Below are 19035 nucleotides of genomic sequence, written 5' to 3' on the forward strand. Positions count from 1 at the left end.
TGTATCGCAGCCTGTAGCCTCCCCGAGCGTTTCTGGACTAAGCATGAGAATACTGATCATTGGCCCCAGCTGGGTCGGCGACATGGTGATGGCGCAGACCCTGTTCCAGTGCCTGAAACAGCAGCATCCCGACTGCGTGATCGATGTGCTGGCCCCCGAGTGGAGCCGGCCGATCCTCGAACGCATGCCCGAGGTCCGTCAGGCCCTGAGCTTCCCGCTCGGCCACGGCGCACTGGAACTGGCCACGCGGCGACGCATCGGCAAGTCCTTGGCCGGCCAGTACGACCAGGCCATCCTGCTGCCCAACTCGCTGAAGTCGGCGCTGGTGCCGTTCTTTGCCGGTATCCCCAAGCGCACCGGCTGGCGCGGCGAAATGCGCTTCGGCCTGCTCAACGACGTGCGCAAGCTGGACAAGGCCCGTTACCCGCTGATGATCGAGCGCTTCATGGCCCTGGCTTACGCACCCGGCGCCGAGCTGCCGCAGCCGTACCCGCGCCCCAGCCTGCAGATCGAAGCGCAAAGCCGCGACGCCGCCCTGGCCAAGTTCGGCCTGGAGCTGGACCGCCCGGTGCTGGCGCTGTGCCCCGGTGCCGAGTTCGGCGAGGCCAAGCGCTGGCCGGCCGAGCACTACGCCACCGTGGCCGATGCGATGATCCGCCAGGGCTGGCAGGTGTGGCTGTTCGGCTCGAAGAACGATCACCCGGTCGGTGAGCAGATTCGCGATCGGCTGATCCCGGGCTTGCGTGAAGAGTCGTCCAACCTGGCCGGCGAAACCTCGCTGGCCGAGGCCATCGACCTGATGTCCTGCGCCCATGCCGTGGTGTCCAACGACTCGGGCCTGATGCACGTGGCCGCCGCGCTGAACCGCCCGCTGGTGGCGGTGTACGGCTCGACCTCGCCGGGCTTTACCCCGCCGCTGGCCGAGCACGTGGAAGTGGTGCGCACCGGCATCGAGTGCAGCCCGTGCTTCGACCGCACCTGCCGCTTCGGCCACTACAACTGCCTGCGCCTGCTGGAACCGGGCAAAGTCATCGCTGCCCTGCACAGCCTGACCGGGCCGGACCTGATCGATACCGTGGCCGAGGTCGACTAAGTGCGGGTACTGATCATCAAGACTTCGTCGCTGGGTGATGTGATCCACACCTTGCCGGCGCTTACCGATGCCGCCCACGCCATCCCGGGCATCCGCTTCGACTGGGTGGTGGAAGAAGGCTTCGCCGAAATCCCCAGCTGGCACCCGGCGGTCGACCAGGTGATCCCGGTGGCCATTCGCCGCTGGCGCAAGAACCTCTGGCAAACCATCAAGAGCGGCGAGTGGAAGGCGTTCAAGCAACGTGTACGCGAGCGCAAGTACGACCTGGTGATCGACGCCCAGGGCCTGGTCAAATCGGCCTGGCTGACCCGCTACGTGAAGGCTCCGGTGGCCGGCCTGGACCGCTATTCGGCCCGCGAAGGCTGGGCCAGCCGCTTCTATGACCGGCGCCTGTCGGTTGCCACCGGCCAGCACGCGGTGGAGCGGGTGCGCCAGCTGTTCGCCATGGCCCTGGCCTACGACCTGCCGGAAGGCATCGGCAACTACGGCCTGGACCTCGAGCGCCTGCAACTGCCGCCGGCCGCCCCCTATGTGGTGTTCCTGCATGGCACCACCTGGGCGACCAAGCACTGGCCCGAAGCCTACTGGCGCGAACTGGCCGAGCGCATGGGCCGGCGCAAGCTGGAGGTGCGCCTGCCGTGGGGCAACCCGGCCGAGAAGGCGCGGGCCGAGCGCATCGCCCAGGGCTTGAACAACTGCCAGGTGCTCCCCAAATTGAACCTTGCCGGCGTCGCACGCGTGTTGGCGGCGGCAAAAGCCTGCGTGGCGGTCGATACCGGCCTCGGCCACCTGGCGGCGGCACTCGATGTGCCCACCATTTCGCTGTTCGGCCCTACCAACCCGGGCCTGACTGGCGCCTACGGACGGACCCAGATTCACCAGGCCAGTGACTGGCCCTGCGCGCCCTGCCTGCAGAAGAAGTGCACCTACAAACCGAGCGCCGACGACCTGCGCCGGTTCGATCTGAAACGCGAGTGGCCATTGTGCTTCACTCGCCTGAATCCCGAGCATGTGGCGAGCCGCTTGAGCGCGTTGCTGCTGGCTGAGGATGTCCGTTGATGCAACTGGCTTTCGTGCTTTACAAATATTTCCCCTTCGGCGGGCTGCAGCGCGACTTCATGCGCATTGCCCTGGAATGCCAGAAGCGGGGCCACCAGATCCGTGTGTACACGTTGATCTGGGAGGGTGACATTCCGCCGGGCTTCGAAGTGCTGGTGGCGCCGGTGAAGGCGATTTTCAACCACCGCCGCAACGAGAAGCTCAGCGCCTGGATGGCCGCCGACCTGGCCAAGCGCCCGGTCGACCGCCTGATCGGCTTCAACAAGATGCCTGGGCTGGATGTGTACTACGCCGCCGACGGCTGCTTCGAGGACAAGGCGCAGACCCTGCGTGGCGGCCTGTACCGCCGCTGGGGTCGTTACCGGCACTTTGCCGAATACGAACGCGCGGTGTTCGCCAAGGACGCCCATACCGAAGTGCTGATGATTTCCGAAGTGCAGCAGCCGCTATTCATCAAGCACTACGGCACCCCGGTGGAGCGTTTCCACCTGCTGCCGCCGGGCATTTCCCAGGACCGCCGCGCGCCGGCCAATGCCGGCGAAATCCGCACCGAGTTCCGCAAGGAATTCAACCTGGGCAATGACGACCTGCTGCTGGTGCAGATTGGCTCGGGCTTCAAGACCAAGGGTGTTGACCGCAGCCTGAAGGCCCTGGCCGCACTGCCGTCGACCCTGCGCAAACGCACCAGGCTGATGGTGATCGGCCAGGATGACCCCAAGGTGTTCCAGCTGCAAAGCGCTACCTTGGGCCTGGGCGAGCAGGTGCAGTTCCTCAAGGGCCGCAGCGACATCCCGCGCTTTCTGCTTGGCGCCGACCTGCTGATCCACCCGGCGTACAACGAGAACACCGGCACGGTGCTGCTCGAGGCACTGGTGGCCGGCCTGCCGGTGCTGGTCTCCAAAGTATGCGGCTACGCCCACTATATCGCTGAGGCCGACAGTGGCCTGGTGCTGGACGAGCCGTTCGAGCAGGAACAGCTCAATGGCTACCTGCAGCGCATGCTCGAAGACCAGCAGGCCCGCGCCAGTTGGTCGCGCAACGGCCTGGCGTTTGCTGAAACCGCCGATCTGTACAGCATGCCGCAGCATGCCGCCGACGTGATCCTGGGGCAGGAGTCCGCATGAAGCTGATACTGGCCGAACCGTTCAAGCGCCTGTGGGCCGGGCGTGATGCCTTCGATGCCGTGGAGGCGCTGCAAGGCGAGGTCTATCGCGAACTGGAAGGGCGCCGCACGCTGCGCACCGAAGTCGCTGGCGAGGGCTTTTTCGTCAAGATCCACCGCGGCATCGGCTGGGGCGAGATCTTCAAGAACCTGCTCACCGCCAAGCTGCCGGTACTCGGCGCCGGCCAGGAATGGCAGGCCATACAGCGCCTGCACCAGGTTGGCGTGCCGACCATGACAGCCGTCGCCTATGGCGAGCGTGGCAGCAACCCGGCCGCGCAGCACTCGTTCATCATCACCGAAGAGCTGGCGCCGACCATCAGCCTGGAAGACTTCAGCATCGACTGGGTCAGGCAGCCGCCCGAGCCGCGCCTGAAGCGCGCGCTGATCGCCGAAGTGGCGAAGATGACCGGCGGCATGCACCGCGCCGGGGTCAACCACCGCGACTGCTACATCTGCCACTTCCTGCTGCACACCGACCGCCCGGTGACGGCGGAAGACTTCAAACTGTCGGTAATCGACCTGCACCGCGCGCAGACCCGGGCGAAAATCAGCCGCCGCTGGCGCGACAAGGACCTGGCCGCGCTGTACTTCTCGGCGCTGGACATCGGCCTGACCCAGCGCGACAAGCTGCGCTTCCTGCGCGGTTACTTCCAGCGCCCGCTGCGGCAAGTCCTGAAGGATGAAGCCGCGCTGCTCGCCTGGCTGGAGCGCAAGGCGCAGAAACTCTACGATCGCAAGCAACGCTATGGGGATGCACTCTGATGGCGGGGTGGACACTGGCGCCGGGCTACGAACACCTGGCGGCGGACTTCGGCAGCCTCGATGCTGTATTTGCCCTGCAAGGCGAGCGCCTGACCCGCGACCCGCTCAGTGAGGTGGTGCGTATCACGCGTGACGGGGTCAATTATTACGTCAAGCGCTACACCGGGGCCGGCAAGCACATGCGCCGTTACCTGGGCCGGCCGCGGATCAAGGCCGAATGGCAGAACCTCAAGCAGTTCGCCAAGTGGGACATCCCCACTGCCGAAGTGGTGGCCTGGGGCCTGGAGCGCAATGGCCTGGCCTTTGGCCGGGGGGCCATGATCACCCGCGAACTGCCGCATACCGAAGACTTGTCGGCGCTGGCCGAGCGCAACGATGCACGCCTGGCCGATCGCGCCTGGGTCGGGCATGTCAGCAGCCAGCTGGCGCGCCACACCCGGGTCATGCACCAGCACCACTTCGCCCATAACGACCTGAAATGGCGCAACTTGCTGGTCGACGACCAGGGCACGCTATTCTTCATCGACTGCCCCACCGGCGATTTCTGGCGCGGCTTCATGTGGCGGCACCGGATGATCAAGGACCTTGCATGCCTGGACAAAGTGGCCAAATACCATCTGTCGGCGACCCAGCGCCTGCGTTTCTACCTGCAATATCGTGGCCGCGATCGGCTGAATGTGCGTGACAAGAAGCGCATTCGCCAGGTGGTGAGCTTTTTCGAGGGAAGGGAATGACCGATTACCTGGCCAGCGCGGACCTCGCGCTGCTCAAGCGCCATGGCCTGGACGACTTCGAGGCGCTGTGGGCGCTGCAACTGGATGCCGTGGACGAACCGAACACCGGCCGCGGTGGCTGGAGCAGCGTGTACCGCCTGGAACTCGAGGGCAAGGGCTACTACCTCAAGCGCCAGAGCGACTACCTGACCCGTACCCTCCACCGGCCATTCGGCGAGCCGACCTTCGCCCGCGAATTCCGCAACATCAGCCGTTACCAGAAACTGCAGATTCCGGCCTTGCAGGCGGTGTTCTACGGCGAGCGCAAGAAAGGCGGCACGCACCGGGCGATCCTGATGACTCGTGCTCTGGACGAATGGGCCGACCTCGACAGCTTGTTGGCCCGGTGGCCACAACTGAGCGATGCCGAACGCAATGGTGTCCTGCAGGCCTGCGGCCAGCTGGCGCGCACCCTGCACCGTGCCGGCCAGGTGCATGGTTGCTTCTACCCCAAGCACATCTTCCTGCGTCAGCGCCGCGAAGGCTGGGACGCGCAACTGATCGACCTGGAGAAGACCCGACCCCTGCTGTTCGGCATGCGTGACCGCCTCAAGGACCTGGAGCCGTTGCTGCGCCGCGCACCGGTCTGGGGCGAGCGCGATGTACGTACCTTGCTGGCCAGCTACCTGGCGCAGCCTGCCGATGGCACGCTGGTCGATACCTGGCTGCAACGCCTGACGCAACGCCGTCGTGAAAAAGAGGCCCGCTGATGCGTTTGTCTGAATTGAAAGAGGCCGGGCGCAGCCCCTCGTTGCCCCTGAGCATCACCCTGGCCGATGCCGCCGGCACGGCCGACCTGCAATTGCTCAGCCTGCTGCGCGTGCTGCCGGGCCAGCGCTATGTGGGTGCCGGCGTGTGGCGCGGTACCCCGGTGCTGGCCAAGCTGCTGGTCGGTGGTAACGCTGCACGGCATTTCCAGCGCGAATTGCAAGGCGTGAAACTGCTGGCCGAGCAGGGCCTGACCACGCCGAAGCTGCTGGCCGACGGCCTCAAGGAAGGCGAGGGCGGCTGGCTGCTGTTCGAATTCCTCGACGGCGCCGAGAGCCTGGCCGATGCCTGGGCGGCAGTGGAGAGCTTGCCGGTGTTGGCAGACGAGCAGCATCTGGTGCTGGGCGAGGCGCTCACCGCAGTGGCGCACATGCACGCCCGGGGCCTGTGGCAGGAAGACCTGCACCTGGACAACCTGCTGCGCCACGGCGGCAAGCTGTACCTGATCGACGGCGCCGGCATCAAGGCCGAAACGCCTGGCCAGCAGCTGTCACGCCCGCGTGTGCTGGAAAACCTGGGGGTGTTCTTCGCTCAGCTCCCCAAGCGCCTGGAGCCTTTCATCGAAGAATTGCTGGTGCACTATCTGCTGGCCAACGCCGAGCATGCGCTGCCGCTGGAAGCCCTGCAGAAGCAGGTAGACAAGGTGCGCAGCTGGCGCCAGAAGGATTACCTGGAAAAGGCTGGTCGTGAATGCAGCCTGTTCAGTGTCGAGCGCAGCCTTTCGGGCTTGCGGGCAATCCGCCGCGACGAGGTCGAAGCCATGCTGCCGGTACTGGAGCAGGCCGATGCGTTGATCGACCAGGGTCACCTGTACAAGACCGGTGGTGCGGCCAGTGTGGCGCGCATCGAGGTTGGCGGGCGCACGCTGGTGCTCAAGCGCTACAACATCAAGAACACCGCGCACTGGTTCAAGCGCTTCTGGCGCCCGAGCCGGGCCTGGCATTCCTGGATCGAAGGCCATCGCCTGGAGTTCCTCGACATTGCCACGCCGCGTCCACTCGCGGTGCTGGAGCAACGGGTGATGGGGCTGCGAAGCCGTGCCTACCTGGTCACCGAGTATATCGATGGCCCAGACCTGGCCGAATGCTTCGCGCCCTACGTGGATAACGGCGATGCGCCTGAGGAGCAGGTGGATGCCCTGGTGCATGTGATGCAGCAACTGATTCGCGAGCGTATCAGCCACGGCGACTTCAAGGGCCACAACCTGTTCTGGCACAACGGCCAATGGTCGCTGATCGACCTCGACGCCATGTGCCAGCACGCCACCCAGCTCAGCTTCGCCCCGGCCTACGCCCGTGATCGGGCGCGGCTGCTGCGCAACTGGCCGAGTGGCAGTGCCTTGCATCAGCGGCTGGACCGGCTGTTGCCCAAGCTGGCCGAGTAATCCGCCGGCAGTGCCAGCCAGTCGCTGCTGCGGCCTGGCTGGCGCACGCGAATGCGCCATTGGCCGCCCTGTTGGCGCAATACTGCCCAGGCGTGGACTGCGCCCAGTGCCTTCTCGGGCAGCAGCAAATGGTATTGCCCGGCAAGCAGGTGCCGTCGAACCGGCAACTGATGGTTACCCAACTGCAAATAGAGTTGCCCCCCAGCGTCGTGCAGGTCGGCGTCCCCTGCCACCGGTTCGCCCGCTAATGGTTGTTGCAGGCGTACCTCTTCCAACAGGTGGGCTATGTCAGGCAACCCGTCATGCCAAAGCACGATGGAATCGACCACCCAATTGCCGTTGCGCAGCCGTTTGATCGGCAGTTGCGCGTAGGCATCCGGCTGCCTGGGGTCGAGAACCCGCCAGCGATAGCCGTCGAAGTGGACGTTGTACAACCTCCCCTGGCTGTCCTTGACGAAGTACCGGTCCGGGCCTGGCACGCTGTTGATCTGTTCGTACACTTCCTCGCCATGAACGCCGTCGATCCGGTAGCGCAGCTTGCTCACATCCACGGCCGCTTCGTGGGTATTCGGCAGTGGGCGCGGAGGTTGCGGCGGCAGGCCGCGCATCGCCCGGCGCATGAGGGGCGAACCAGCGAAACTGGACAACCCGTCGGCGCTGTGGCTCAAAGCAGCCATGGCGTGGTGGAAGGTCGCTGCATAATCCTCTTTTTCCAGGGCTTCGAAGCCGTCCCACAGCGAAATCGACATACGGCCGAAGGCCAGGGCTGACATTGTCGGGGCCGGTAGCACGAGGCTGATCATGTCGAGAACCAGGCGCAGCGTCGACAGCCCGTACTCGCCGAGCAGCTCGCGGTTGCTGCGGCTGTTGGTATCGACCTCGGCGATCATGGCGTGGACCTGGGCCTTGTAAAGGGCATCGAAGAGGTTGCCGTTGATCATTGGTCTTTGCACATATGGCCCGAGGCGGCCTTTGCGCACCAACTTGTCGAGCCGCTTGCCATCAGCCAGAGGCGCGCGCTGGATCAGGTACTTTCGCAAGGACGGCGTGCTGCGAAGGGTTCTGAGCAGCGCCCGGGTATCGGGGTATTCACGCCATGCGCGCCGGTCGGGAGCGTCCGGCGTATACAGCACCAGCGACGGCTGGTTGTCGCTCTCGGCATTGAGCAGCAGTACCCCTTGCAGCGTGTGCCCGTCGATGATCAGTTGGCGCACCGCGATACGATGCTCGTCGATGGTAGGGCGCCAATTGTTGTCGGGGTGGTCGGTGACGGCTTTGACCCAGCGATAGCCCCGCTCGTGGGTATCGTTCAGAAAGTGCCTGGCATAGCGGGCCTTGGCCGCCTCGGCGCGCATGCGGGCGCGGTTCATGTTGCCGTGGCATTGCATGCGCCAGCGCGCACCTGGAGACTCCAGCAGGTGGGTTCGCAGGTAGCGGATGTAGCCACTGCCGGCGTCCAGCTCACGCACCAGGCGCTTTACCCCTTCCGCGGATATTGATTCCAGCGTGGAGCCGTCCTCGTTGTGTATCCGGGCAGTCAGCCAGTAATCGACGTCGAACCAGCCGATGTTCAACAGGGCCAGCTCGTCCAGGCGGTAGGTGGTGGTTACCAGTTCGATGGTGCCACCGACATGGCGACGGTTGGCAACGGCCACGTAACCCGAAGGTGCCAGCGGGTTGATCAGCGGGCCGGTGCGGTGTGCAAGCGTGACGGTTATGCAGACTTTTTCGGCAGGCAAGTCGATGGAGAATTCGCGCCGCAGCGCCTTGCCAAGGCGTTCGCGCACCCATGCCAGCAGGTGGTGGCGATTGCCGAACGCCTCCAGGGTCAAAAGGCCGGGTGCAGCAGCCTGGGTGATGGCCCCGGCGAGCTCCTGGATCGTTTGCATGATGTGCGTCAGGTTTTGCGTGGAGCTCTGGCGCAGCCAGGCGGGCAGGTGTTTTTCCAGCAGCAGCGCATAACGGGTGGACAACGCATATTGGCTGCCCATGAGATCGTTCAGTGACTGCTGTTTGGCCAGGGTGCTTTTCAGCGCCGGCAGATCCGGGTTCTGGTCAAGCGCCCAGGCGGCGTGCCAGGCGATGGTGAGCCGTTGATGCTGCGCGTCGATCACGTCAGTGGCCTGTTGTTCGACCAGGTCGCCGGTAAACCACTCGTATCGCAGCCGGTCGGCACACCGGACCAGTTGCTGGTCCTGCAGGCGGGGTAGCAGTTGCAGCATTGGCCGGCTTTGCATGGGGTCGTCCAGGCGCTCGCACAGCTCCCTATGCAGTTCGGCCAGGTTGGCGAAGCCTTCAACGCCATGAGAAACGCTGCACAGCAGTGCCTGGCCTGTGGCTGTTGCAGGCTCGGCAACGGCCCCTTCCGGTGCGTCTGCCACCAATACCAGCACGCCGGGTAACGGCAACCGGCCATGGGGCCTTGAACGGTTGAATACCGGCCGATAAACCTGGGCCCGGTGGGTGTCTGGCAGGTGGTTGCGCTGCCAGGGTAGCGGCAGCTCCAGGGAGGTGCGCAGCAGGCTGATGTGGCTGTAGTCCAGGGTCTGGTCGGCGAGGCGCAGCTCCAGTTCGGCCAGAAGTTGCTCATGACGCAGTTCGCGCAGCTGCTGGACGCGGCTGTGGCCTGCTTCGACAGGGTCGTTCCAGAACGCTGCCAGGTCACCAAAAAAACGCTGACGCATGGCGGCCGGTTCCGTTTCGCCCGTCAGTTCGGGTTTGCCTTGCTCAAGGGCGATGAGTTGTTGATCGAGCGCTTCGAGGCGCTGCAAAGGTGTCATGGTATGGCTCCTTGGAAAATGGGAGCCAACCATGTCGCGGCAAAAGAGGGTGCGGGTATTACCCGGTTACTGCCGTGGACGAGGGTAGAAACCTTGCAGGCCGAGAGCCGCCGACACCCCCAGGCCGAGCCAGGCCAGGCTGTCCCAGACCCCGTCCCCCAGCAAGGCGGCAAACAGCCCCACGGCAGTGAGCAAGGCCACGACCATCGGCCAGATGAAGATGCGCCAGGTCGGCTGTGACTTGTGGCTCATGCCCGCGCCTCCCGCTTCGTGCGTTGTTTGCCCCACCACAGGTACAAGCCGCTGCCGAGGACGATGATGGTCAGCACATCGAGTAGCGCCCACAGGATTTGCATTGGCCGGCCGCCGTAGTCGCCGAAGTGCAGTGGTTGCGACAGGCCCATGGCATCCATGTACCAGGGGCGTTCGCCGACGGCGGTCACCGCCAGTGTTCGCGCATCGATCAGCACGGGCGTGAGCAGGTGCGAGGTCAGGTGCGTGGCGCCCTTCATGAACACCGCATAGTGGTGCTCACTGGAAAAGCGTGTGCCGGGGAAGGCGATGAAGTCCGGGCGCATGCCGGGGGCGGCCTGTTCGGCGATGGTCAGCAGGTGGGTGGCTGGGGCACGTTCGGTGAGCGGTGGGGCATCACGGTACGGGGCAACCATGGCGGCCAGGCTGTCGTTGCGCCAGGCGGCGATGACCAGGTCCGACAGCGCGCTGATGACCCCGGTCACGCCTACCGTCAGTGCCCAGGCCAAGGTGACCACGCCGATCAGGTTGTGCAGGTCGAGCCAGCGCAGGCGACGGGATTTGCCGTGGCGCACCGTGCCGAAGTCCAGGCGACGCATGAATGGTGCATAGAGCACTGTGCCGGAGATGATCGCCACGACGAACAGCACGCCCATGAAGGCGAGCAGCAGCTTGCCGGGCAGGCCGGCGAACATGTCAACGTGCAGGCGCAGCATGGTCATCATGAAGCCGCCGTTGGCGGCCGGCATGGCCACGGCTTCACCGGTGCGTGCGTCGAGCATGAAGGTGTGCGACGAATTGGGTTCGGTGCCGGCGGTGGCGGCGGTGATGGCCACTACGCCGTTGGCTTCGTCCTCGTCGTAGCCGAAGTACTGCATGACCTCGCCGGGGCGGTGCTGCTCGGCCTTGATCACCAACTGCTGCAGGTCCAGGTGTGGGGTATTGGCCGGCATTTCCCGCAGTTCAGGGGCATCGCCCAGCAGGTGTTCGAGTTCGTGGTTGAAGATCAGCGGCAGGCCGGTGACTGCCAGCAATAGCAGGAACAGGGTGCAGACCAGGCTGCTCCAGGTGTGGATCACCGACCAGCGGCGGATGGTTGGGCTTTTCATCACGGTACCGATTTTTGCCTGTTGGAAGCTGGGGCTGCTGCGCAGCCCTTTCGCAGCGCAAGGCTGCTCCTACAGGGACCGCGTTGGCCGTTGTAGGGGCAGCCTTGTGCGGCGAATGGCCCGGCTCACTCAGAACTTGTAATTGACACTGGCCACCACGTTGCGCTCGTCGCCGTAGTAGCAGTAGTACCCGTCACAGGTAGACAAGTAGTCCTTGTTGAACAGGTTCTTCGCATCCACGGCTACGGTCACCCCCTTGAGGGTGCTGTTCAGGCGGCCCAGGTCGTAGTGCACCGATGCGTCGTAGACGGTGTATGACCCCACATGGCCCCAATCGGTATTAGTGGTATTACCGTAGGTATCGCCCACGTAGCGCACGCCAACGCCGACCCCGAACCCATCCAGTGGTCCGCTGTGCCAGGTGTAGTCAGCCCAGGCAGTAGCCTGGTTGCGCGGCACCTGCGCCATGCGCTTGCCTTTCTCGTCACTGGTGCCTTTGATGATTTCGCTGTCGTTGTAGGTGTACGAACCCACCAGTTTGAGGTTCTCGGTCACATCCGAGGTAGCCTCCAGCTCCAGGCCTTTGACACGCACTTCGCCTACCTGGCGGGTGACACCACCCTCGGTCACCGACATGTTCTCCTGTGTCAGGTCGAACACAGCAGCGGTGAACAGGCTATTGCTGCCTGGAGGCTGGTACTTGATGCCCAGTTCGTATTGCTTGCCTTCGGTCGGTTTGAAGGCATCGGTGCTGTTGACGGTGGAACCGGTGGCAGCCTGGAACGACTCGGCATAGGAGATGTAAGGCGTCAGGCCGTTATCGAATACATAGCTGAGAGCTGCGTTACCACTGAACTTCTTGTCGCGTTGGGTGTTGGTTGCGTCGCCTTGGTTGTGGAAGGTGGTGCCGGTGTGCACCCAGTCCTCACGGCCACCAAGGGTAAGGCGCCAGTTGTCCAACGCCATCTGGTCCTGGATATACAGGCCGGTCTGCTGGGTTTTCTGGTCGTAGTCGTACATGTCGAAGTACTGAACGTTCGAGAAATCCTGACCGTAGATGGGGTTGTGGATATTGCTCGGTGGCACACCCGCCGAGCCCCAGCGCCAGCGGGCATTACTGTCCGAGCGCTGGTGGTCGAGCCCCAGCAGCAGGGTATGGGCAACCTGCCCGGTCTGGAAGTCGGCCTGGAAGTTGTTGTCCAGGGCGAACTGTGAGATGTCCTCCTCGACGATACCGGCGGTGCGTTGCACGGTGCCATCGGCGCTGACAGCTTCGTCCGGGCCGGCTGGCCAGATCGAACCACCGGCGGTAATGCCCTTGAAGTCCAGTTCGTTACGCGCGTAGCGCAGGTTCTGACGGAACTGCCAGGTGTCGTTCAGGCGTGTTTCGAACGCATAGCCCAGGTGGTAGTAGGTGCGGTCGTAGGACTCCCAATCCGGGTCGCCCAGGTTCTTGTGGTGCGAAATCTTGCCTGCGGGGCTATCCAGTTTGGTGCCCTGCAGTGGCAGGAACTGGCCGGTGATGCCGGTGTCATCGCGGGTGTACTGGCTGATGAAAGTCAGCTTGGTGTCGTCGTTGATGTTCCAGGTCAGACTGGGCGCGATGTTGTAGCGCTTGTCCGGGATGTGATCGACCGGCGAACCGCTGTCACGCACGGTGCCGCTCACTCGGTACAGGAACTGGCCTGCATCGTCGAGCTTGCCGGTGCTGTCGAAGTTGATCTGCTTGTGGTTGTTGCTGCCAACCTGGGCTTCGACTTCGTGGCTGCTTTCCAATTGCGGCCGACGGCTGGTCATGTCAAGCAGGCCGCCTGGTGGAGTCTGGCCGTAGACCGAAGAGGCCGGGCCACGCAGTACGGCGATGCGCTCCAGGTTCCAGGGCTCGATCTTGGGGGTGGCGTAGTTGCCCTTGGGCAATGGCAGGCCATCGAGGAACTGGGTAGGCACAAAACCCCGTACCAGCAACCAGTCGCTGCGCGAGTCGGATCCATAGCCGCTGCTCTGCACGCCAGCGGTGTAGCGAAGGGCGTCGTTCAGGCTGAGCACCGGCCGGTCTTCCATCTGCTGGCGGGTGATCACGCTTACCGAGCGGGGAAGTTCGGCGATGGCGGTGTCGGTCTTGGTGCCTGCTGCTGTCCGGGTAGCGGTGTAACCCTCTACCGGTCCCCAGGCGCTTTCATAGCTGGAAGTCGCATTGATCGCAGTCTCCGGCAACGCCAGTGTCCCTTCCGGCGTAGCCACCAGGCTGTAGCTGCCCACGCTGCTTTGCTGCAGTTGCAGGCCGGTGCCGCGCAGGGCGGCCTGCAGGGCACCAAGGCCATCGTACTGCCCGCTCACCGGGGCCGAGGTGCGACCGCTGACCAGTGCCGGGTCGATGGCCAGGGTGATGCCGGCCTGGCTGGCGATCTGGTTGAGAGTGGTGGCCAGCGGGGCGCTGGGCAGGTCGTAGGCGCGCTGAGCGGATTGCTCGGCGGCGAACAGGGCAGGGCTGGCCAATGGTGCGGTCACGGCGATGGCCAGGGCCATCAGGCTGGGGCGCAGGATACGATCAACAGCACGGGACATGCAGAGGCTCCTCGACGGATAAGTGCTTTCTGCTTCCTTGCCGAGCGAGATTTGAAAAGTGACAGGGCGAATCTGAAAAAAATTGAGAATTATTTGAAGTTGGCTTTTGCCTGTACCGGCCCTTTCGCGGGTAAACCCGCTCCCACAGGGATCGCGGGGGCTTTGAGGCTGGTGCAATCCTGTGGGAGCGGGTTTACCCGCGAAGAGGCCAGTGCAGGCCTACTTGGGACCGACGGTCACCCACCACTGGGTATGCCGCTCGACCTTCACCGGCAGTGCCGGCACCAGCGACGACAGCGCCAGGTCGGTATCGTTCAGCGGGAAGCTGCCGGTCACCCGCAGGTCGGCGACCTGGTCGTCTACCCCAAGGTAACCGCTGCGGTACTGGCCAAGCGTGGCCAGCAGGTCAGCCAGGCGCACGTTGTCCACCACCAGCATGCCGCGGGTCCAGGCGTCGGCACCGGCTGGCACCGTGCCGATCCGGCCAAGGCCGTTGGCGTTCATCAGAACCTGCTGGCCTTCGCGCAGCACCTGTTCGTCGCCGCTGTTCAGCGGCATGGCGGCGACCGAAGCTTGCAGCACTTCCAGGCGCGTGCCGTCGTCCTCGCGGCGCACCAGGAAGCGCGTGCCCAACGGGCGCAGGCGGCCATCGTCGGTGCGCACCAGCAGCGGGCGCGGGTCCTGATGGCCGGTTTCGACCGAAATCTCGCCTTGGTGCAGCACGATCACCCGTTGCTTGCCGGCGTAGTCGATATCCACGGCCGTGTGGCTGTTCAGGCTCAACAAGGTGCCGTCTTCCAGGCGCAGGGTACGCAGTTCGCCGGTGGCGGTACGCTGGTCGGCCAGCCAGTAGCTCGGTGCCAGCGATGGTGCGCCGACCCAGGCCAGCAGCGAGCTCAGCAGAAACATGCCGGCCAGCCCGCCGCCGACCTTGCCGATACGTCGGCGCAGCCCGGCGCGCGATTGCAGCAGGGCCTGGCGTGCCGGGCCGGCAGCGGCGCTCACGCGCTGGTCCATGGCACCGAGTTGGTGCCAGGCGCGGGCATGCTCCTCGCTGGCGGCATGCCAGCGCATGAATTCGCTGCGCTCGTCAGGTGTGCCGCTGCCGTTGTCGAGGCTGAGCTTCCAGGCAATGGCGGCTTCCAGCACCCGGGACGAAACCGGTGAACTGCTCACGTCGGCTCCCCGTACAGGGCCACGTAGCACTGGCGCATGCCCTGGGCGATGTACTGGCGCACCCGCGAAACCGAAACCCCCATGCGCTCGGCGATTTCGGCATGGCTCATACCGTCCAGGCGATTGTGCAGGAATGCTGCGCGGGCCTTGCTCGACAGCTTGCCTAGCAGGCGGTCGATGGCCTTGAGGTCCTCGAGGATCAGGTGTTGCACTTCCGGGGAAGGTTGTTCGGCTTCCGGCATCAGGGCCAGTTCAGCCAGGTAGGCTTGTTCTAGCGCGGCGCGGCGGAAGTGGTCGAACATCAGGCCCTTGGCCACGGCGGCCAGGAACGCGCGGGGTTCGCGGGGCGTATCCAGTTGCGCACGGCCGAGCAGGCGCACGAAGGTGTCCTGGCTCAGGTCTTCGGCACGTTGGCGGCAGGCCATGCTGCGTTGCAGCCAGGCGAGCAGCCAGCCGCGATGGTCGCGGTACAGCGCACCGACCAGATCGGCGTGTGGGCTCTGTGCAGAAGACAAGCAGCGTCCCCCCGGAACGAATGCATTAACTAACGATAATTATTCGCGATTGTTGCAGAGGGGAGGGGGTGGGTGCAATGGACGCTTATCGGATGGCCATCATGGTTGGGGCTGACGGGGTGTAGGGCGTGGGTGATGTAGCGTTTATGAGATCGAGCGCCGCCCGCGCGGCGCTCGATCTCACAGGCGACTCAGCGCTCACGCCCTACAAACCGTGATTGTGCACCTTGCGCCTGCGCCACCCGCGCAAGCGCTGCTCCAGCTGCAGCGGGCTGTCCAGCTGCTGGCGCCGGGCCTGGCTGAACAGGATCAGCGCCAGTTCGGCGGTAACCAGCGCATCGGCGCTGGCGTGATGGCGCTCCTCTACCTGCAGGCCAAACCGCGCCACCCAGTCATCCAGCCCGGCCTCGCGCAGCACTGTGTCGGGGTTGAGCATCGGCGCCAGCTCGGCAACATCCAGGAAAGGTGACTGCAAGCGATAGCCCAGGCTTTCCTTCAGCGCGCGGGCGAGCATGCGCTGGTCGAACGGCGCATGGAATGCCAACACCGGGCTGTTGCCAATGAAGTCGAGCAGATCGAGCAAGGCCTCGGCCGGGTCGCAACCGGCAGCCAGGGCACTCGGGCCCAGGCCGTGGATCAGCACGCTGGCGTTGGTCTTCTGCAAAGGCCGGTGCAAGGTGCGTTCGAATTGCTGGGCAAAGTCGATGGCGCCGTCTTCGATGGCGACGGCACCAACCGATAACACCTGGTCACGGTTGGTGTTCAGGCCGCTGGTCTCCAGGTCAAGCACCACCCAGCGCTGCTCGCGCAGGGTACACACCCCCAATGGCGCTGACTTGGGCAGCCGGGCCAGGCGCTGGCGCGTGGCGTGGTCCAGTTCCGGCGCGCTGGGGCGCAGCCAGGCGAACAGGCTCATAGCTGGTACCGCAAGGCCAGGCTGCTTTGCAGGCGCTGGGCCTGGCGCAGGGACTCGCGCAGGATGCGCCGGTCCAGGTGGTTGAGGCTGTCCGGGTCCAGGCGGTTGGAATAGGGCAGGTTGTCGCGGGTCTGGCGCTGGTGCTGCTGCATGCGGGTTTGCTGGATGAAGTGGTAGGCCTCTTCATACGCTGCGCCATCCAGTGCCTCGATCACGCCCTTGGCCACGAGCTGGCGCAGGCGCTCCAAGGTATTGCAGGCACCGATGCCGTTGGCCAGGGCCAGCAGCCGCGCACCATCGACGAAGGGCGTCAGGCCCTGGACCTTGAGGTCGAGGGTGGCGGCCTTGTCGTTACCCTGGCGGGTCAGCACGAACTCGCGCAGGCGGCCCACCGGCGGGCGCTGGCGCAGGGCGTTGTCAGCCATCATGCGCTGGAAGATGCGGTTGTCGGCCACCTGCTCCAGCAGGCCCTGGCGCAGTTGCTCGCAACCTTGCTCGTCGCCCCACACCACACGCAGGTCGAAATAGATGCTCGAGCCCAGCAGGTTCTCCGGGCTGGCTTCACGGACAAAACTGGCAAAACGCCGCGCCCATTCAATGCGCGACAGGCACAGCTCGGGGTTGCCGGCCATGACGTTGCCCTTGCACAGGGTGAAGCCGCACTGGGCCAGGCACTGGTTTATGTATTGCGCCAGCGGCAGCAGGCGTGCGCGGATGGCGTCGGCTTCGATGCTGTCGGCGGCTTCGAAGAGGATGCCGTTGTCCTGGTCAGTGTGCAGGGTTTGTTCTTGTCGCCCCTCGCTGCCAAAGCACAGCCAGCTGAACGGCACGCCCGGGTCACCGCGCTCGGCCAGCGCCAGTTCGATCACCCGGCACACGGTGTGGTCGTTGAGCAGGGTGATGATCTGGGTAATCTGCGTGGAGGATGCGCCATGGGCCAGCATTCGCTCGACCAGCTGGCTGATTTCGCCGCGCAGCGAGACCAGGGTATCCAGGCGTGGCGCATGGCGGATGGTGCGTGCCAGGTGCACCAGGTCGACCCGTTGCAGGGAGAACAGGTCGCGCTCCGAAACCACACCGCACAGGCGCTGGTTTTCCACCAGGCATACGTGGGCGATGTGCCGCTCGGTCATCGCCATGGCTGCGTCGAAGGCGCTGGCCTGGGGGCTGAGGTAGAACGGCTGGGCGGTCATGTGGCGCGCGATGGGTGCACCCAGGTCGGCATCGGCCGCAGCCACCACCTGGCGCAAGTCGCGCAGTGTGAAGATACCGGTGGGGTAACGCTGCTGGTCGACCACTACGATACTGCCGACCTGCTGCTCGTGCATCAGTCGCACGGCGTCTCGCAGAGGCGTTTCGGGGCTGCACACCACCGGATGGCGCATGGCCAGTTCACCCAGCGGCGTGTTCAGCGAATACTGGGTGCCGAGGGTTTCCACCGCGCGCTGGCGTACCTGCTGGTTGACCTGGTCGAGCAGGCTGCTGACCCCGCGCAGGGCAAAATCCCGAAACACTTCCGACATCGAGAACACGCGGATGAACGCGGCCTTGTTCAACTGCAGGCAGAAGGTGTCCTCACCTGCCAGATGCTCGGTGCGGGTCGCCCGCTCGCCGAGCAGGGCAGCCAGCGGGAAGCATTCGCCGCTGGTGATCTCGAAGGTAGTCTCCACACCAGGTTTGACCAGATGCTGGCGTTCGCCGACCACGCGGCCCTGCTTGACGATGTAGAAGTGCTCGACCGGCCCATCGGCAGGTTTGACGATGCTTTCGCCGCTGGCATAGAAGCGCAGCTGGCACTGTTCGACCAGGTAGGCCAGGTGGCTGTGTTCCATCTGGTTGAACGGCGGAAAACGCTGCAGGAACTGCAGGGTGCCCTGGATGTTCTGCAGCACTGCTGTCCTGCCCGCCTGGGTGTAGGCGTCCTTTTTGCTCATGAAACTGACCGTATCGCTATGCCGAACTATATATCTATATATATAGGTGCCGGCCATGTTGTTCTCTGCCTCCATGGTCGGCTTGCGGCGGGATGGTGCCCATTGGACGTAAGTCTATGAGCGCCCCTGTCAAAGACCCGACGAAAGGCCAACCGGGTTACGCAAGTTCTGCGGTCCTAATGCTGAAGCGGAATTTTTTTGACGAGATGAGCATGCCTGAGCAACACGACATCCTGAGTGACGCCGAGCGCGAGGCATTGGCCCTCGTAAGTGCGCCCGTGGTTGCCAAGCCCCTGGTGCTGGTGGTGGATGACAATGCGGTGAATCGTGAGGCGCTGATCCTGTACCTGAAAAGCCGGGGGATTGACTGTGTCGGGGCGGATGGGGCCGAGGAGGCCAGGCTGTACCTGCACTACCAGCAAAGAATCGGCTTGATGATCACGGATTTGCGCATGCAGCCCGAGGATGGCCTGGACCTGATCCGCAAGGTTCGCGAATCAGAGCGGGCGGCGTTGTCGATCATCGTGGTGTCGGGCGATACCGACGTGAAAGAGGCGGTGGACGTGATGCACCTGGGGGTTGTGGATTTTCTTCTGAAGCCGGTCGACCTGGACAGGCTGCTGGAGCTGGTGAAGAAAGAACTGCAGATCGGTTAGCTGAGGAGCCTGTTCCGGCCTCATCGCCGGCAAGCCAGCTCCCACAGGGACCGCACAGCGTTTGGGGCCTGTGCAGTCCCTGTGGGAGCTGGCTTGCCGGCGATTGGGCCGCAAAGCGGCCCCCTGTC

16 protein-coding genes are annotated in these 19035 nt (G+C 64.5%); 8 read left to right on the forward strand and 8 right to left on the reverse strand.

What is annotated here, in order from left to right:
• Positions 1 to 43: 43 nt before the first annotated feature.
• Genes waaF through GYA95_RS20535 form a run of 7 tightly spaced genes read left to right on the forward strand, consistent with a single transcriptional unit; the run spans position 44 to position 7004 of the window.
• Complete coding sequence (gene waaF / locus GYA95_RS20505; protein ID WP_013970536.1) at positions 44 to 1093, forward strand: lipopolysaccharide heptosyltransferase II; 1050 nt, start codon at positions 44 to 46, stop codon at positions 1091 to 1093.
• Complete coding sequence (waaC, locus tag GYA95_RS20510) at positions 1094 to 2152, forward strand: lipopolysaccharide heptosyltransferase I (RefSeq protein ID WP_015268679.1); 1059 nt, start codon at positions 1094 to 1096, stop codon at positions 2150 to 2152.
• Positions 2152 to 3276, forward strand: a complete 1125-nt coding sequence (locus tag GYA95_RS20515) for a glycosyltransferase family 4 protein (RefSeq protein WP_015268680.1) — start codon at positions 2152 to 2154, stop codon at positions 3274 to 3276. The genes waaC and GYA95_RS20515 overlap by 1 nt, the downstream gene beginning before the upstream one ends.
• A complete protein-coding gene (rfaP, locus tag GYA95_RS20520) occupies positions 3273 to 4079 on the forward strand; it encodes a lipopolysaccharide core heptose(I) kinase RfaP (RefSeq protein WP_013970539.1) in 807 nt (268 codons plus the stop codon). The genes GYA95_RS20515 and rfaP overlap by 4 nt, the downstream gene beginning before the upstream one ends.
• Positions 4079 to 4813 (forward strand): lipopolysaccharide kinase InaA family protein, encoded by a 735-nt coding sequence (locus tag GYA95_RS20525; protein WP_015268681.1) that lies wholly within the window; start codon positions 4079 to 4081, stop codon positions 4811 to 4813. Before rfaP ends, GYA95_RS20525 begins: the two co-directional genes overlap by 1 nt.
• On the forward strand, positions 4810 to 5562 hold the full coding sequence (locus GYA95_RS20530; protein ID WP_015268682.1) for a lipopolysaccharide kinase InaA family protein: 753 nt from the start codon (positions 4810 to 4812) through the stop codon (positions 5560 to 5562). The genes GYA95_RS20525 and GYA95_RS20530 overlap by 4 nt, the downstream gene beginning before the upstream one ends.
• A complete protein-coding gene (locus GYA95_RS20535; RefSeq protein ID WP_013970541.1) occupies positions 5562 to 7004 on the forward strand; it encodes a lipopolysaccharide kinase InaA family protein in 1443 nt (480 codons plus the stop codon). The genes GYA95_RS20530 and GYA95_RS20535 overlap by 1 nt, the downstream gene beginning before the upstream one ends.
• Here the strand turns inward: GYA95_RS20535 and GYA95_RS20540 are convergent.
• The 8 genes from GYA95_RS20540 to GYA95_RS20575 all read right to left on the reverse strand — a co-directional run bounded on the left by GYA95_RS20540 (position 6965) and on the right by GYA95_RS20575 (position 18251).
• Positions 6965 to 9784 carry a dermonecrotic toxin domain-containing protein gene (locus GYA95_RS20540; RefSeq protein WP_043935235.1) on the reverse strand — a complete coding sequence of 940 codons (2820 nt, stop codon included), beginning with the start codon at positions 9782 to 9784 and terminating at the stop codon, positions 6965 to 6967. The two genes, GYA95_RS20535 and GYA95_RS20540, sit on opposite strands and share 40 nt — an antisense overlap.
• A 66-nt stretch (positions 9785 to 9850) precedes the next feature.
• Positions 9851 to 10036, reverse strand: coding sequence for a hypothetical protein (locus tag GYA95_RS20545; RefSeq protein WP_015268683.1), 186 nt, complete (start codon positions 10034 to 10036; stop codon positions 9851 to 9853).
• On the reverse strand, positions 10033 to 11145 hold the full coding sequence (locus GYA95_RS20550; protein WP_015268684.1) for a PepSY-associated TM helix domain-containing protein: 1113 nt from the start codon (positions 11143 to 11145) through the stop codon (positions 10033 to 10035). Before GYA95_RS20550 ends, GYA95_RS20545 begins: the two co-directional genes overlap by 4 nt.
• Positions 11146 to 11274: 129 nt before the next feature.
• Positions 11275 to 13710 carry a TonB-dependent siderophore receptor gene (locus tag GYA95_RS20555; RefSeq protein WP_015268685.1) on the reverse strand — a complete coding sequence of 812 codons (2436 nt, stop codon included), beginning with the start codon at positions 13708 to 13710 and terminating at the stop codon, positions 11275 to 11277.
• Between the two features lie 219 nt (positions 13711 to 13929).
• The gene (locus GYA95_RS20560; protein ID WP_015268686.1) at positions 13930 to 14886 is read right to left on the reverse strand and encodes a FecR domain-containing protein; all 957 of its coding nucleotides are present in this window, start codon (positions 14884 to 14886) and stop codon (positions 13930 to 13932) included.
• On the reverse strand, positions 14883 to 15401 hold the full coding sequence (locus GYA95_RS20565; RefSeq protein WP_015268687.1) for an RNA polymerase sigma factor: 519 nt from the start codon (positions 15399 to 15401) through the stop codon (positions 14883 to 14885). The genes GYA95_RS20560 and GYA95_RS20565 overlap by 4 nt, the downstream gene beginning before the upstream one ends.
• Before the next feature lie 205 nt (positions 15402 to 15606).
• Positions 15607 to 16317: a 3'-5' exonuclease gene (locus tag GYA95_RS20570; protein ID WP_015268688.1), complete on the reverse strand. Its 711-nt coding sequence runs from the start codon at positions 16315 to 16317 to the stop codon at positions 15607 to 15609.
• A complete protein-coding gene (locus tag GYA95_RS20575) occupies positions 16314 to 18251 on the reverse strand; it encodes a putative nucleotidyltransferase substrate binding domain-containing protein (protein WP_015268689.1) in 1938 nt (645 codons plus the stop codon). Before GYA95_RS20575 ends, GYA95_RS20570 begins: the two co-directional genes overlap by 4 nt.
• A gap of 116 nt (positions 18252 to 18367) precedes the next feature.
• Here GYA95_RS20575 and GYA95_RS20580 point away from each other — a divergent pair, with 116 nt between their 5' ends.
• Positions 18368 to 18907, forward strand: a complete 540-nt coding sequence (locus tag GYA95_RS20580) for a response regulator (RefSeq protein ID WP_043935237.1) — start codon at positions 18368 to 18370, stop codon at positions 18905 to 18907.
• Positions 18908 to 19035: the final 128 nt, after the last annotated feature.

It is taken from the genome of Pseudomonas asiatica, assembly GCF_009932335.1.
GTDB classification, from domain to species: domain Bacteria; phylum Pseudomonadota; class Gammaproteobacteria; order Pseudomonadales; family Pseudomonadaceae; genus Aquipseudomonas; species Aquipseudomonas asiatica.

What these genes read in the sequence shown, in the direction of transcription:
- GYA95_RS20550 (WP_015268684.1), bottom strand. Translation starts at nt 11,145, where the DNA reads ATGAAAAGCCCAACCATCCGCCGCTGGTCGGTGATCCACACCTGGAGC.
- GYA95_RS20545 (WP_015268683.1), bottom strand. Translation starts at nt 10,036, where the DNA reads ATGAGCCACAAGTCACAGCCGACCTGGCGCATCTTCATCTGGCCGATG.
- GYA95_RS20575 (WP_015268689.1), bottom strand. Translation starts at nt 18,251, where the DNA reads ATGAGCAAAAAGGACGCCTACACCCAGGCGGGCAGGACAGCAGTGCTG.
- GYA95_RS20515 (WP_015268680.1), top strand. Translation starts at nt 2,152, where the DNA reads ATGCAACTGGCTTTCGTGCTTTACAAATATTTCCCCTTCGGCGGGCTG.
- waaF (WP_013970536.1), top strand. Translation starts at nt 44, where the DNA reads ATGAGAATACTGATCATTGGCCCCAGCTGGGTCGGCGACATGGTGATG.
- GYA95_RS20530 (WP_015268682.1), top strand. Translation starts at nt 4,810, where the DNA reads ATGACCGATTACCTGGCCAGCGCGGACCTCGCGCTGCTCAAGCGCCAT.
- GYA95_RS20580 (WP_043935237.1), top strand. Translation starts at nt 18,368, where the DNA reads ATGAGCGCCCCTGTCAAAGACCCGACGAAAGGCCAACCGGGTTACGCA.
- GYA95_RS20525 (WP_015268681.1), top strand. Translation starts at nt 4,079, where the DNA reads ATGGCGGGGTGGACACTGGCGCCGGGCTACGAACACCTGGCGGCGGAC.
- rfaP (WP_013970539.1), top strand. Translation starts at nt 3,273, where the DNA reads ATGAAGCTGATACTGGCCGAACCGTTCAAGCGCCTGTGGGCCGGGCGT.
- GYA95_RS20555 (WP_015268685.1), bottom strand. Translation starts at nt 13,710, where the DNA reads ATGTCCCGTGCTGTTGATCGTATCCTGCGCCCCAGCCTGATGGCCCTG.
- GYA95_RS20540 (WP_043935235.1), bottom strand. Translation starts at nt 9,784, where the DNA reads ATGACACCTTTGCAGCGCCTCGAAGCGCTCGATCAACAACTCATCGCC.
- GYA95_RS20535 (WP_013970541.1), top strand. Translation starts at nt 5,562, where the DNA reads ATGCGTTTGTCTGAATTGAAAGAGGCCGGGCGCAGCCCCTCGTTGCCC.
- GYA95_RS20570 (WP_015268688.1), bottom strand. Translation starts at nt 16,317, where the DNA reads ATGAGCCTGTTCGCCTGGCTGCGCCCCAGCGCGCCGGAACTGGACCAC.